Raw genomic sequence first — 13705 nt, 5'->3', positions numbered from 1 at the left:
CTTCGGACACCCACATTGTAAAACGATTTACCTCTCATGTCTAATGCTTATTTTGTTTGCTCAAAAATGCTCATCAGACATTTTTAATATGTTCATGAAATGCCTCTGTCGCCGGTGTCAGAACCTGATCTTTTTTCCAGACCAGCACGGTTCCCGTTTCCATTTTCGGGGAAAGCGGACGGAAGCACAGCCCCTCAAAATCCAGATTCAGGTCAAACCCGAGCGCCACACCAACGCCGCAGCGCACCATATTGGCTGCATTCAGGATCAGATTGAAGGTGGCTGCAATCTGCAAACGATCCCAGCTTTCGCCAAACCAACTGGCCAATTCCCTTTGAACCGTTTCCCGTCCGCTGAGCAGCAGCGGAATATTTTCCAGATCGCCGGGCGTGATCACCTCCCGCTGGGCCAAAGGCGTATCTGTCCGCATCAATACACCCCAGCGATCCTTCTCTTTCATCCGGCAAAAGGCATACCGGCCCACATCCACCGGCTCGGTCAACAGCCCCATATCCAGCAATCCCATATCCAGCCGTTCCTTCACATCGTCCGCGCTGGCACTGAAAATCCGAAACGTCACCTTTGGGTAACGCTCCCGAAAACTGACAATCGCCTGCGACAAAAAAGACATACTCTGTGTCTCACCTGCACCAATGGCGATTTCTCCCATCAGTTCCGTTTCTCCGGTGATAAACTCCCGGGTGGTTTTGTCCGCCAGATCCACCAGCTCCTGTGCTCTGCGACGCAGCCGCATTCCTTCATCTGTTAACACAATGTGGTAGCGGCTGCGCTGAAACAGCTTTACGCCCAGCTCTTCTTCCAGCTGCATCAGCTGCCGGGAGAGAGTAGGCTGCGTCAGGTGGAGCAGCGCCGCCGCCTTTGTGATGTTCTCCTCCCGGGCTACCGCCAGAAAATAACGCAGGACTCTCAGTTCCATTGTTTTCCCTCCTTTTCTTTATCTTATCACGGGCATATTCATGTCGCAACGAAAAATGCTCGCAGAGAATAACTACAGATAGAAAATGAGTATTTTACATTTCTCAGCATCCGTTTTACAATGAGGGCAAAGGAGGTTGTATCCATGAACGCATTGATTGCTTATTTTTCTGCCACCGGCACCACCGCAGCGGCAGCAAAGGCTCTGGCTCAGGCTACCGGAGCCGCTCTTTATGAAATCAAGCCTGCCATTCCCTATACCAGCGCAGATCTGGACTGGCGGGACAAAACTTCCCGCAGCAGTGTGGAGATGCGCGATAAGCATTCCCGCCCTGCTCTGGCAGACACTGACGCACCAGTCGCCGATTACGATGTGATTTTTCTGGGCTTCCCGGTCTGGTGGTATGTTGCCCCCACCATTCTCAACACCTTTCTGGAAGCCTACGATTTCACCGGCAAAACCATCGTCTTGTTCGCCACATCCGGCGGCAGCGGCCTAGGCAAGTCTGCCGTGGAGTTGCGGCCGAGCGCACCCGGAGCCAGAATTGTGGAAGGTCGGATGCTGAACGGCCGACTGAGCGAGTCCGAACTGAAAACCTGGGCAGAGGGGTGGGACCGGCAATGAAATATGCCAGACTGGGCAATTCCGACCTGACGGTTTCCCGCATCTGTATGGGCTGCATGGGATTTGGGGATGCCCAAAACGGCCAGCATTCCTGGACCATCGACGAATCCCATTCCCGGGAAATTATTCGCCGCGGACTGGAGCTTGGCGTTAATTTTTTTGATACCGCCATTGCCTACCAAAGCGGCACCAGCGAGCAATACCTGGGCCGGGCATTGCGGGATTTCGCCCGGCGGGACGAAGTAGTGGTGGCCACCAAATTTCTGCCCCGCACCAACGAGGAAATTGAAGCGGGAATCAGCGGACAGGATCATGTCCGGCGAATGCTGGACCAAAGCCTGAAAAACCTGGGAATGGACTATGTGGATCTTTGCATCTACCACATGTGGGATTATCAAACTCCGCTTTCCGACATCTTGGAGGGGCTGAACAATGCAGTAAAGGCGGGCAAGGCCCGGTACATCGGCATCTCCAACTGCTTTGCCTGGCAGCTGGCCAAAGCAAATGCTTTCGCTGAGCGGGAAGGGTTCACCAAATTTGTTTCCGTGCAGGGCCATTACAACCTGATCTTCCGGGAAGAAGAACGGGAGATGGCTCCCTACTGCCGGGAAGAAAACATCGCCATGACGCCTTACAGCCCTTTGGCGGGCGGACGATTGTCCAAGCACCCCGGCGAAAGCTCCCGGCGTTTTTGTGAGGACAGCTATGCCCGCCTGAAATACGATGCTTCCCGGGATCAGGACGCTCCCATCCTGGCTCGCGTGGCAGAGCTGGCCGACCGCCGGGGCGTTTCCATGACGGAAATCTCTCTGGCCTGGCTGCTGACTCGCGTCACTGCCCCTGTGGTGGGGGCCACCAAAATCAGTCATATCGAGGGCGCAGCCAAGGCGGTGGACCTTACCCTGACGGCGGAAGAGTGCACCTATCTGGAGGAGCTTTACACACCGCATCCTCTGGTTGGAGTTATGGCACAGAACACAGCGGCAGCGGCGAAGGAAAAACACGTCTGGTCTACCGGAAACCAGGAGATCGGCGGGACACGGTAACTGGAATGGGGTGTTTTCCTGTTAATCTACAGGTCCGGTGTAACTACTTAACTGGACACGCTGAATTGAAGAACACCTTCCGCTCGTTCTTGCATGCAAATTATCCAGTAATACACAACAAGCAACGCCATTCGCATCTGGCGTTGCTTGTTGTTTTCTTCGGATAGAATCCACACACAAGAAAAAGACCTGTGATCCTAAGATCACAGGTCTTTCTGGTGGAGATAAGCGGGATCGAACCGCTGACCTCTTGAATGCCATTCAAGCGCTCTCCCAGCTGAGCTATACCCCCACATTATGTGCGCCGTCTCTCGACTGCTTGATTATTATATCAGCTGCATTTTGAAATGTCAACAGATAAGCGAAAATTTTTTTCATATGTTTTTTCAGAGATTTTTCCGACACATTAACAGGGATATTCCAGCTCGAAGGAGGCCCGGTCGGCTTCCAGTTCCCACAGAATAAATCCATCTTTCCGCAGCTGGTATCGAACGCGGCAGCAAAGATTTTCGCGGATCGTACGCGTCATTCCCCCGCAGACCGGCGCGTTCAGCGGCTGGCCTGCCTGGCCCAGCCGTTCCGCTATAAGGACAAGGCATCCCTGACGAATCTCCACTCGGCCAGCCCGGACACTGACCAGCCTCGCCCCCAGATAGCTTGCAAAACGGTATTCCCTGCCCCGAACTTGCAGCAATGCAATTACCCCGGAAAATGCAATCGGTCCTACTGGCACCCGGGCGGCAGCCAGCATCAACGAGCCTTCCGGAAAAAAGCACTGACTCCATGCGTAGTCCCTGGGAAAAGAGCGGCCCTTATCACCTTCGATATAGCCTTCCGCATTCTCAAACCGGACGCACTTTCCGTTTACAAGCAGTATCCCATCCACCCGATGTTTCATACTGGCAATCCGGTGACTGCACTCCATGAATGGCATCAGCTCAAAAGGTCCCATAATCGGTATGTGCAATGGATTCAACGGTCCAAACCGGAGTACCCCCTGAATGTTCCAACGGGCATTTCTGACCGAAAGCGCAACACCATGCGGGCAGAACAGATTTTCTCCCAGAATCGCTCTGGGGCTGGCCCAGTTCACAGCAGCCCGGACTGCTGGTATTGGAACAACTCCGCTCTGTTCTCCCCACAGAATCTGTAGAGATGCGGCACTTTCTTCTGCTGACCCGTGCACTGCTGGAATCAGCGCAAGGCTGCACTCACTTGACTGCACTTTAAAATACCACCCGCAAAATGACGGCTCCATCCTCATGCTCCTTTTCTTTCACCGATAACCATCGGATTCTTTGCGGAAACGCCGAGATGAATTTGAATTGTTTTATTCTTAGTATCTCCCAAATCCGTGCTATCATCAGCGCTGTCGGAAACATTTTTGAAAAAGTTTGCAATTATCCCTTTTATCGGACACACCTGACGCTATAATAGTAGTAAGTTACTGGTAAATCAAGTCTTCAAGATAACCCACTCAGAAACAGAACGCAAGCAGAACGATGTTTCGTTCTCATGCGCCATACTGAAATTTAAGCCAGAGCAATCGGACAAAAGGAGGAAAGAATATGCCTTATGCAGACAAACGCCAGCTGAACGTTTCCGTTTTTGAAGATACACGCAACTGGTACTCGCAGGATGCGATGCTGAAGGATGCCATCTGCCATTCAAAACAGCACACCAAATTTTACGCTCCCGGTGCGGTTTCTCCTGCTCCGGAAATGCTTACTCGTTTCCCTGAAGACATGCATATTCTTGTATCGTCGGAACGGACGCTTCAGGCGGCCGGGAAATATGCCGGCCAGAAGGTTGCCGTACTGAACTTTGCATCGGCCACCAACCCGGGCGGCGGTGTTCTTCGCGGCAGCTCCGCCCAGGAAGAAGCACTGTGCCGGTGCAGCACTCTGTACCCCTGCCTGCTGGGAAATGACCTCTGGCAAAGCTACTACCAGATGCACCGGGCGCAGCACGATGTGACCTACACGGATGCATGCATCTACACACCGGATGTACTGGTAATCAAAACCGATACAAATTCCCCCGAACGACTGTCCAAGGATAAAATCTATCCTGTGGACGTGATCACCTGTGCGGCGCCCAATCTGCGCCCGCAGCCCAACAACTACATGAACCCCGGGCATGGCGTACCGGTCCGGCTGACCCGCGAGCAGATTCGTACACTGCACTTACAGCGCGCTCGCAAAATTCTGTCGGTGGCTGCTATCCATGGCGCCGAGGTACTGATTCTGGGCGCTTTTGGCTGTGGTGCATTCTGCAATCCACCCGAAGTGGTCGCGGGCGCCTTCCGTGACATCCTGCCCGACTTTGCACACGCCTTCCGAACGGTGGAATTTGCAGTTTATTGCACACCCCGGGATGATTCCAACTACCGCACCTTCCAGCAGATTCTGACAAGATAATCCTTTCCTCAGTTTAACAGGCCATCTCTTACAGGTGGCTTTTCCATAGTTTCTCTTCAGCCAATCGAAAAAGGGAGCAGCCCACACAAGCGGACGGCTCCCCTTTTTTCTCTCTTTTATGCTTTGGGGCGATCCTCCCGGAGCTGCTCCAGCACGCTCCATCCGATGGGTAAAGTGAGGGCAAAGCTCAGAATATCTGCTGCCATCTGAGCAAATTGCACCCCGGCCAGCCCAAACAACCCGGGCAACAGCAGGATCATGGGCACAAACATGATCCCCTGCCGGGCCGATGCCACCACGCTGGCCTTTGCGGCCATTCCAATGGTCTGCAGCAGCATGCTGCACAGGATAATCCAGACACTGAGCACCAGCACAAGGCACTGCGCCCGAAGTGCCAGCGCACCGATGCGGGCCACCTGTTCATCATTTCGGAACAGCAGCATCAGCGGGTGTGCAAACAGAATACCCAGCACCGAAAAAACAGCCAGCGTTCCACTGCCCAGCTTCAGGCAGAAGAAAAGCGCCTCCCGCACCCGTTTGTAGCAGTCTGCACCATAATTCGTCCCGCAAATCGGCTGAAAGCCCTGCCCGAAACCGATCAGCGCCGAGTTGGCAAAGGCGGTAATTCGCCCCACCACGCCCATGGCGGCAATGGCCTGATCCGCCATAGTTCCGCCATAGTAACCGGCAGCCAGATTCAAAAGAACCGTCGCCAGACTGCCCAGCCCCTGCCGGAACATGGAAGGGATTCCTCCCTTCAAAATCCCTTCCAGATAACGGCGCTTTAAGCTCATCTGGTGCCAGTGTACCTGAACCACTGCCCGTTTCCGGTGCAGCCTCCACAGCAATACAAAGCTCATGATCTGGCTGATTACCGTGGCGAGCGCCGCCCCTTCCACACCCATGGAGAGGCCAAAGATGAGAAGCGGGTCCAGCAGCACATTGGCCACCGCACCTGTCACGATACCGATCATGGCCACCGAGGCGTTCCCCTGAAACCGCAGATGGTTATTGAGCACAAACGAGCACATGATGAACGGTGTGCCCACGAAAATGACACGCAGATATCGCACCGTATATTACCATAGAAAGAGCGCTTCATTATTGCTCTTCGGTCATCATATGCATCAATTCGCAAGTGGAGTCATAGAGCTTATCATATATTGCCTGATACTTCTGGTAGATTTTATATTTTTTGAAATCAGGCTTATATACTGTTCCCGTTTTGATATGCTGAGCCAAGCAAGAAAAATTCTCAAATCCCGGATGTCTCACTCCTACTGCGGCCATCATGGCATCGCCGTAACTCGCTCCCACTGTGACGTCCGGCGTGTTGATCTCTCTGCCCGTTACATCCGCCACAATCTGCATCCACAGCGCATTGTTCACCCCGCCGCCCACAGCAAAGATTTGATCAATGGACACATCCTCATGACTTTCCATCAGGCGTAGCTGCTGCTGAATGGAATACGCTACTCCTTCCAGCGCGCTGCGGTATAAATGCCGACGCGTATGGGAGATCGTGAGTCCAAACAAGATACCACATGCCAGTGGATCATTGACCGGTGTGCGTTCTCCCGCAAAATAGGGCAGCGTGATCAATCCGTCCGAACCTGGCGGTACCTGATCCACTCCCTCCAGCATCAGTTGATAGGCATCAATCCCCGTCTTTTTCTCCTGTTCCAATGCATCACTGAACAGTTCATCTCTATACCATTTGGTCAAACTGCCACCAGTGTTCGTACCCGCGGAGATATCGCACAGTCCGGGCACAATGAATTGCTCACGCCACAACCGCTCGTCGTCCACCAGGTGTCTGGTACCCAGAATCATATAGATGGAGGAACCAAACTGAATCATCATTTTGCCCGGCTCCACCACGCCGGCGCTGATAGCTTCAGCACCAGAATCATCTGTCCCCGTGATCACTGGTGTTCCCGGGGCCAGGCCTGTCTCTTTGGCCGCAGCCTCGGTTACGTAACCCGCTAGATCCGTTGCCTCCTGTACCTTCGCCAACTGGTCCGGTCGACAAACAGGCGCGCACAGTTCCGGGACCGGTCGCCAAGTTTTCGGATCATACAACGGATTGAAACTGGCCAGTCCCAAGAAACGATCCACCACATAATTGCCTGTCAGCTTTGCCGCAAGAAAACTGGAGCCAGTTAAAAATTTGTAAGTTCTGGCATACACCTCTGGCTCGTTATTTTTGATCCACAGGATTTTGGGCATTACATCGCTAGAGCACAGCGGACGACCATACCAGCGGCGGATTTGTTCTGGGCCATACAGGCTGGTCAACTGTTCAATCTCTTTTCCTGCTCGCGCATCAATGCCATACAAAATGGCCTTGCGCAATGGACGGCACTGTTCATCAACTGGAAGGCAATCAGCTCCCAATGCGCTAAGCCCCACTGCCTTGATCTGAACCGGATCAATCCCGGATTTTTTCAATAGCCCTTGGCTGATACGACAGAAATCGCCCCACCAATCTTTTTCGGCATCGTGTTCGAAGTGATTCGGCTTCGGATTGGTCATGGTGTGCTGAGTAGAACAACACGCCACTACATTGCAATCCTCATCAATGATCACACCTTTGCTGGAATTTGTTCCCGTATCAATTCCCATAAAATATGTAGCATCCATGCAATTCAACCTCCTTCACAACTATTCGCACAGTTCATTGAATTTCTTCGAAAAAATGTGCAACAATATGGGCCACTGTATCTTCATTATTGCAAAAAGGAGATACATAATCTGCCGCCCCCTTGACATGAGGCCGCGCGTTGGCCACTGCTACACCGATGTCACTGTTCTTAATCATTTCAATGTCGTTATCGTAATCCCCAACAGCAATGATCCGGAACGGTTGAACCGGCAGCAGCGAAAGCAGGCGACAAATACCGTTCCATTTGCTGATTCCCGGTGCCATGATGTCTACACTGGTAGGGTCGCTTGGCGTAACACTGAGTGCAAGCCCCTTGCGGCGCACAAACTCCCACACGGGCTTCCAGTCCTGGGTCACAGTAAAGCCCTCGATGTCATCCAGCGGCAACTGATCACAGTGTTGAAATCGGCTGGGCCAAACCCCCAACTGATCAGCATACTCTCTCAGACTGTCATTTTCCTTATTCACCGCCCATAACGGTCCAGCCAGTACATGTAACAGATAGTCATGATGCAAGCAAAATTCCACCAGCTGCCGAGCCGACACTGGATCAATTCGTTCCCGGAATAATACCCGGCCACTGCCGGTCTCTACTAGCTTACCCCCGTTGTTCAGCAACAGATAGTCGGCGCAGTCAGACACGTCTCCCAGTGGAAGCATGTCCACCTCTCGACGACCAGTGGCAAAGCAGACCATATTCCCCTGACTACGAACCCATTGCAACGCTCGCCGGTTCTCCCTGCTGATGTTCCCCTGGTCATCGCAAGTAGTGCCATCCAGATCCAGAACCAACAGGGCCGGAACTCTGTTGCTATCTTTATGCCCCCTCATCTGGCTCGCACCTGGTACACTACCCGCATCAGCTCCCTGACCCGGTCAGCGCACACCCGCACATTCTCCAACTGTTCGTTTTCCAGTCTACCGCCCTCCTTGAAATAGGTCCCCACTACTGCTCCATCCGCCACCGCCAGCTTACGGGCAATGGTATCTGGCCGACATCCTGTATTGCACAGGATCACCGTTTGAGGCGCAGCCTGTTTGACACTGGCAATCAGCTCCTCGTCCACATCTTGTCCGGCCGCATTGGCTGAAACACATAATCCATCCGGATGGACCTTGAAAATAGTGGATCGAGCAATGTCTGCCAATGGCCTGTTATCTAGGTTTTGGTCGGATTCCGGATTGATAAAATACAGCATCCGAAGCTGCTGCAGATGCAGCTCCGCACGCCGGCGCATCAATTTGGAAAAATCATTGTTATACAGGCCTCCATCTCCCACATACACGCCGGAAAAGGTCCCACGCACAAAGTCTGCATCCACCGCGGCGGCCAGCTCAATCGTGGCGCGCCCATCCGAGATGCAGTCCACGCCAAAGGGGACTCTCAGATCCTGCTTGAGCCGCCCCACCACATAGGCCATGGCCGCCGGGGTCACAAAGTTCATCTGTCGCTCATAGGGCAGGCTGAACTCGTTGCTGATCAGCACCCCGTCCACGCCGCCCTCCTGCAGCGCCTGCAGGTCCGCCCGGGCATGTTCCACAATCTCTTCCATCGCGGTGTTCGGACGAAAGCGGGGATCGCCAGGCAGTGGGTCCAGATGCAGCATAGCGATGATGGGCTTTTTTACGCCGAATAAGATTTCACTCCAAAGCATGGTTAGCATCCTCCTTTTTGAAAAGAGCCGCCGCAACGACTCATGCAAGGAATCGCTGCGGCGGCTCGTGCTGTAAATGGATCAATACTCAAATTGGCGGTAGTAGCGGCGTATCGACAGCGGATGGCGCAGGAACAGCTCCATGTAAGCGTCCACGCGATTGTTCACACCGTGCATCACCAGATGAGAAATCGTGCCGCGGAATTCCGGGCTGATGCCCTTCAACGCAAACTCCTTGGTATCGATGATGGTATAATTGCCGCACACCTTGGGCAGGAAACGCGCCACCCGTTCGGCCAGCGGACGCTGCTCATCCTCGCCCATAAACAGGGTAACGGGGGTGTCCCACACCACAATCTCCTGCATGCCGTGGAAGAACTCCTGGCAGGAGATGGACTTGGTGCGAATCCACATCTGCTCTTCCCAGTAGCACATGGCGTAGGAATAGGTGGCACCATACTGGTTGCCGGAACCAATGAAGTAGCGCGGCAGGTCCGGATGCTCGTTCCGGAACGCGACACAGGCCTTGGCGTAATCGTAGGCCCAGGCATCGGACTCCTTTTCCACATCCACCAGTACCTGCGCCAGATGAGCCTCCATCTCCCGGTTGTACCGGTCATAGTCCGCAAACTCGCCGTTTTTGTACATCAGGTAGTTCGCTACCATATAAAATTTCAGCTGTTCGTTCTTGGGATAGACCACCAGATAATCCTGCTTGTCCGGCTGGGTCAGCACACTGCCCGGCGTGTCGATAAAGCTGAACACCCTGCCGCCAATCTGATGCACCCGGTCCACCAGCTGTACCATCTCCTTGGTGTTGCCGGAAACCGAAGAGAGGATCACCACCGAGCGATCGGTGAATCGACGGTTGCCCGTGGTCAAAAATTCGGCGGCATTCTCCACGAACACCGGCAGTTTGGAGTGTCCGCGCATATAGACCTCCACCTGCATGCTGGAGGCGTAGGTGCCACCGATACCAATAAAATAGATCCCGTCGAAACCATCGGCCCAGATCTGGTCGATGATCTGTTCAATCTGGCCACGCAGTGCCAGCGCGCCATTTACACTGTCCAGAGATTCTTTTTCATCAAAATTACGCAGACACGCACCGGTCTGTTCGTTCCACATAGAAGTCGTAACCATAATACAAATGCTCCTTCTCTTTCATACTATCATGCAGTTTTCCCGCCAAGCGCCGGCTCAGAAAATCGGGCTGGTCTGCAGGTCCATTCCGCAAAAATACTGGAACGCCCGCTGGATCGCCACATCCCAGAAGGGCCACGCATGCTCTCCGGCCCATTCCAGATAGGTGTGTCCATATCCCGCCGCTCTGGCCGCATCCCGAAAGCGCAGATTGTCTGCATACAAAAAATCTTCCGTGCCGCAGATCTGCAGCAGCCCGGGGCGCCCAGGGTCGTTGGCCCGGTCCCTCAGCAGCTGAAACAAGTCCTCCTGCGGATCAGGCGGCATGCCCATTCCGTGAAGGGCGTCTAGTTCCTGGGACAGCACATCCGGCCACTCTCCTTTGCGGACCCGTTCCACCATGGCGGCATAATCCATCACGCCGGACAGACTTGCGCAGGCGGCAAAGCACTCCGGCCTGCGCAGGGCCACCTTGACCGCCCCGTAACCGCCCATGCTTTCCCCCGCAATAAATGTGGAGGCTCTTGCTTCGGGTAGTCGAAACCAGGTTTTGCACAACTCACTCAGTTCGTCGGCCACATACCCGAAATAGTCCGGGCCGTACCGGGCCGTGCAGTAAAAACTGCGCTGGACCTCCGGCATGATCACAATGAAATTGTATTTTTTGGCATAGTATTCAATTTTGGAAAAGCGGGTCCATTCGCTGGCGTTGGCCGCAAGGCCATGCAGCAGATACAGAACCCTGGGCTCCCCCGTCCACAGCGGAGTTACATCGTTGGAGGGGTCCGGGAAGATCACATACAACTGGGTGGTCATGCGGAGCTTTTGGGAATAAAATTCCCCGCGGAACAACCCCATTACAAGCCCTCCCTTCACAGGGCACGCTCATTTTTGAAAATGAACGGTAAAATTGCACTTGTCGCCCCGGGTATAGTTGCGCGAAAACTCAATCACCCGACCGTTTTCATCCTGGCTGGTGCACTCGAACAGCATCACGGCCTGCTCGCATGAAATGCCGAGCAGACGCGCGTCGTTTGCTTCCAGCACAGCCAGGTCCAGCGTTTGCCGCGCTTGTTTGGGGCGCACGTGATAAAAATCATAAACCTCATACAAAGAAAAGACGGACAGATCGATTCCTTCCAGCTTCGGGACCACATAATGCGGAATGAAAACCTCTTCCAACGAAACCGGCTCATCGCTCACATAGCAGATACGCTTGATGTAATAGATGGAGTCCTCCGGCTGAATCCCGAAGACCAACGCATACTTGTTTCCCGCCGGGCGTAGCGCCTTGGTGAGGATTCGGGTGGAGGGCACCGCGTTTTTCTGCCGGATGGTTTGCGTAAACCCGCCCAGATTGTCCAGGTCCCGGTTCATCTTTTCCCCCAGCACATAGACGCCCTTGCCCTGCACCCGCTTGAGCAGTCCCTCGTACACTAGGGCTCCAATGGCTGTGCGCACGGTCAGACGGTTCACATCATATTGGGCTGCCAGTTCGTTTTCCGGTGGGATCGCCGTGCCGGGAGGGTATATCCCTTCCTCAATTTGTGCGCGAATGATCTCCCGCAGCTGCAAAGAGACAAGTCCAGTTCCGATGTGTTCCATGTCGAGTCCTTTCTTGTTCGGCTTATGCGGGACCGGTTACAGCCACGCGCCGAAATATTGCAATGTTTCTGTGGAGGTTGCGGCTCCCTTTTCCATGCACGCCTCAATGGGCAATCCGTCCACTAGGCCATGCAGGAAACCAGCGATGTAGCTGTCGCCCGCACCCATCGTATCCACCACATTGGGGCAGGGAACAATCCCAAAGGAATGGAAGGTCTGACCATCAAAGCACAGACTTCCCTGCTCGCCCAGCATGGCAATCACCAGTTTGGGCCCCTGTCTGTGCAGCACCTTCATCAGCTCACGCAGGGTTTCGGTGTCTCCGTCATCCGAGGAAAAGAACAGATAATCCGTATAGGGGATTGCCTCCGCGCAAGCGGCGTCTCCGGGACGAGTGGCACAGTCAAATGCGGTTTTTACCCCGCGCTGCTGGAGCTGGCCGAAGAAACGGCCCACCTTGCCCCACAGGTCGCACACCACCACGTCATGTGTGCTGATGAAATCCATATCTTCCGACGACAGGGTGTACTGCTCCAGCACGCCCTCGTCATAGTCGCCGAATACCCGTTCACCGTCCACCAGGGTCACCTGGGAAACCGCCGTATGCCCGTGCAGCACGTGCAGATGACTCGTGTCCACACCCTTGCGGGTCATAGCTTCGGCCATAATCTGCCCATACACATCGTCGCCCACCGGCCCGATGTAGGAGGCCTGGCCCCCGTTGCGCACCGTGTAAACCGCCATGTTCACCGGGCCGCCGCCGGGATAGGCTGTTCCGCCCTCCACATTATTATAATAATCAATGCAATTGCTGCCAACTGCTGCCAGTTTCATAACTGTTCCACCTTTTCTTTGGGTTGTGTTGTAAGGATGCTGGAAAACCGGATCTTGTCGGCGCGCGTGACAGATTTGAACACTTCGATTGGCCTGTTCTGGCTGTCGAACGAGATACCGGACACATAGAACAGCGGCGCCCCCACCGGAACCTCAAGCAGTTCACTTTCCCCTTCGGTGGCGTAAGTGATACCGATAGTCTGGTGACCATGATCCACCGTAATGCCGTAATGTGCCAGCACGTTGTAGAAGGATTCATTGGAAAAATCGTACTGCTCAATCCCCGGGCAGATTGCCGGATCAAGGTAGTTGGCCTCAATCGTCACCGGCTGTCCGTTGATACAGCGCAGTCTCCGCAGCTGGAAGACCGGGCTTTGCTCCGCAAGCCCCAGCTTCCTTTCCACCGAGCGGGGGGCCGCTGCCGTTCGCACGTCCAGCGGCCGGGTCTGCATGCTGCGGTAGTTCTGCAGAACCTGATCGGTGAAGGACTTCACATCCTGCAGCGTCCGCTCCAGCTTGGGCGGCGCCACAAAGGTACCCGCCCCCTTGCGGTGGTACACCTTGCCCTCTACAATCAGTCGGCGGATCGCGCTGCGCAGCGTGGTCCGATTCATTTGCCACATGCTGCACATATCCCGTTCGCTGGGCAGCTTGGAATGCGGTGCAAGATCGTTCTGCAAAATATAGCACTCAATCTGTTCCGTTGCCTGGTCCCGCGGGCGTGCGCGAAATTGCTGTTCCATAGAATCCCGTCTTCCTTATCCAATTGCCGGTCC

The 13705-nt window shown here is 54.3% G+C and carries 14 protein-coding genes and 1 tRNA gene; 3 read left to right on the top strand and 12 right to left on the bottom strand.

Features of this window, described 5'->3' with window-relative positions; translation table 11 throughout:
* Window positions 1–73 precede the first annotated feature (73 nt).
* Entirely contained in the window at window positions 74–937 is an 864-nt protein-coding gene (locus PH256_RS01565) for a LysR family transcriptional regulator (RefSeq protein WP_087184661.1), read from the bottom strand.
* A 144-nt stretch (window positions 938–1081) separates the two neighbouring features.
* On the opposite strand from PH256_RS01565, the gene PH256_RS01560 reads away from it, so the two are divergent.
* On the top strand, window positions 1082–1561 hold the full coding sequence (locus tag PH256_RS01560; protein ID WP_087184662.1) for a flavodoxin: 480 nt from the start codon (window positions 1082–1084) through the stop codon (window positions 1559–1561).
* Window positions 1558–2607, top strand: a complete 1050-nt coding sequence (locus PH256_RS01555) for an aldo/keto reductase (protein ID WP_087184663.1) — start codon at window positions 1558–1560, stop codon at window positions 2605–2607. The genes PH256_RS01560 and PH256_RS01555 overlap by 4 nt, the downstream gene beginning before the upstream one ends.
* Before the next feature lie 216 nt (window positions 2608–2823).
* On the opposite strand, the gene PH256_RS01550 is transcribed toward PH256_RS01555, so the two are convergent.
* Both PH256_RS01550 and PH256_RS01545 read right to left on the bottom strand, forming a co-directional pair.
* Window positions 2824–2899: transfer RNA gene (locus PH256_RS01550), tRNA-Ala, on the bottom strand.
* A 114-nt stretch (window positions 2900–3013) separates the two neighbouring features.
* The gene (locus PH256_RS01545; protein WP_158096433.1) at window positions 3014–3865 is read right to left on the bottom strand and encodes a tocopherol cyclase family protein; all 852 of its coding nucleotides are present in this window, start codon (window positions 3863–3865) and stop codon (window positions 3014–3016) included.
* Window positions 3866–4175: 310 nt separating this feature from the next.
* On the opposite strand from PH256_RS01545, the gene PH256_RS01540 reads away from it, so the two are divergent.
* Complete coding sequence (locus PH256_RS01540) at window positions 4176–5027, top strand: TIGR02452 family protein (protein WP_087184665.1); 852 nt, start codon at window positions 4176–4178, stop codon at window positions 5025–5027.
* Window positions 5028–5143: 116 nt separating this feature from the next.
* Here PH256_RS01540 and PH256_RS01535 read toward each other — a convergent pair whose 3' ends face one another.
* From PH256_RS01535 to PH256_RS01495, 9 genes are all read right to left on the bottom strand, one after another.
* Window positions 5144–6100, bottom strand: a complete 957-nt coding sequence (locus tag PH256_RS01535) for an MATE family efflux transporter (RefSeq protein ID WP_087184666.1) — start codon at window positions 6098–6100, stop codon at window positions 5144–5146.
* A 28-nt stretch (window positions 6101–6128) separates the two neighbouring features.
* Entirely contained in the window at window positions 6129–7670 is a 1542-nt protein-coding gene (locus PH256_RS01530; RefSeq protein ID WP_270912691.1) for an FGGY-family carbohydrate kinase, read from the bottom strand.
* A gap of 34 nt (window positions 7671–7704) precedes the next feature.
* Entirely contained in the window at window positions 7705–8484 is a 780-nt protein-coding gene (locus tag PH256_RS01525) for an HAD family hydrolase (protein WP_158096434.1), read from the bottom strand.
* A 35-nt stretch (window positions 8485–8519) separates the two neighbouring features.
* Entirely contained in the window at window positions 8520–9347 is an 828-nt protein-coding gene (locus PH256_RS01520; RefSeq protein ID WP_087184668.1) for a BtpA/SgcQ family protein, read from the bottom strand.
* Between the two features lie 81 nt (window positions 9348–9428).
* Window positions 9429–10490, bottom strand: coding sequence for an SIS domain-containing protein (locus tag PH256_RS01515; protein WP_082669636.1), 1062 nt, complete (start codon window positions 10488–10490; stop codon window positions 9429–9431).
* 57 nt (window positions 10491–10547) lie between these two features.
* On the bottom strand, window positions 10548–11348 hold the full coding sequence (locus PH256_RS01510; RefSeq protein WP_058965541.1) for an alpha/beta hydrolase: 801 nt from the start codon (window positions 11346–11348) through the stop codon (window positions 10548–10550).
* A 27-nt stretch (window positions 11349–11375) separates the two neighbouring features.
* The gene (locus PH256_RS01505; protein WP_058965539.1) at window positions 11376–12095 is read right to left on the bottom strand and encodes a GntR family transcriptional regulator; all 720 of its coding nucleotides are present in this window, start codon (window positions 12093–12095) and stop codon (window positions 11376–11378) included.
* A gap of 36 nt (window positions 12096–12131) precedes the next feature.
* The gene (gene frlD / locus PH256_RS01500; RefSeq protein ID WP_087184670.1) at window positions 12132–12929 is read right to left on the bottom strand and encodes a fructoselysine 6-kinase; all 798 of its coding nucleotides are present in this window, start codon (window positions 12927–12929) and stop codon (window positions 12132–12134) included.
* Window positions 12926–13672: a GntR family transcriptional regulator gene (locus tag PH256_RS01495; protein WP_087184671.1), complete on the bottom strand. Its 747-nt coding sequence runs from the start codon at window positions 13670–13672 to the stop codon at window positions 12926–12928. Before PH256_RS01495 ends, frlD begins: the two co-directional genes overlap by 4 nt.
* Between the last annotated feature and the right edge of the window lie 33 nt (window positions 13673–13705).

This window comes from Allofournierella sp. CML151 (assembly GCF_027853465.1).
Classification (GTDB): Bacteria; Bacillota; Clostridia; order Oscillospirales; family Ruminococcaceae; genus Allofournierella.
The sequence above is the reverse complement of the archived record's forward strand: the minus strand, read 5'-3'. Positions and strand labels throughout refer to the sequence as shown.

Coding starts and splice junctions, on each gene's coding strand:
- PH256_RS01555 (WP_087184663.1), top strand. CDS start 1,558: ATGAAATATGCCAGACTGGGCAATTCCGACCTGACGGTTTCCCGCATC.
- PH256_RS01565 (WP_087184661.1), bottom strand. CDS start 937: ATGGAACTGAGAGTCCTGCGTTATTTTCTGGCGGTAGCCCGGGAGGAG.
- frlD (WP_087184670.1), bottom strand. CDS start 12,929: ATGAAACTGGCAGCAGTTGGCAGCAATTGCATTGATTATTATAATAAT.
- PH256_RS01530 (WP_270912691.1), bottom strand. CDS start 7,670: ATGGATGCTACATATTTTATGGGAATTGATACGGGAACAAATTCCAGC.
- PH256_RS01510 (WP_058965541.1), bottom strand. CDS start 11,348: ATGGGGTTGTTCCGCGGGGAATTTTATTCCCAAAAGCTCCGCATGACC.
- PH256_RS01560 (WP_087184662.1), top strand. CDS start 1,082: ATGAACGCATTGATTGCTTATTTTTCTGCCACCGGCACCACCGCAGCG.
- PH256_RS01515 (WP_082669636.1), bottom strand. CDS start 10,490: ATGGTTACGACTTCTATGTGGAACGAACAGACCGGTGCGTGTCTGCGT.
- PH256_RS01505 (WP_058965539.1), bottom strand. CDS start 12,095: ATGGAACACATCGGAACTGGACTTGTCTCTTTGCAGCTGCGGGAGATC.
- PH256_RS01545 (WP_158096433.1), bottom strand. CDS start 3,865: ATGGAGCCGTCATTTTGCGGGTGGTATTTTAAAGTGCAGTCAAGTGAG.
- PH256_RS01520 (WP_087184668.1), bottom strand. CDS start 9,347: ATGCTTTGGAGTGAAATCTTATTCGGCGTAAAAAAGCCCATCATCGCT.
- PH256_RS01495 (WP_087184671.1), bottom strand. CDS start 13,672: ATGGAACAGCAATTTCGCGCACGCCCGCGGGACCAGGCAACGGAACAG.
- PH256_RS01540 (WP_087184665.1), top strand. CDS start 4,176: ATGCCTTATGCAGACAAACGCCAGCTGAACGTTTCCGTTTTTGAAGAT.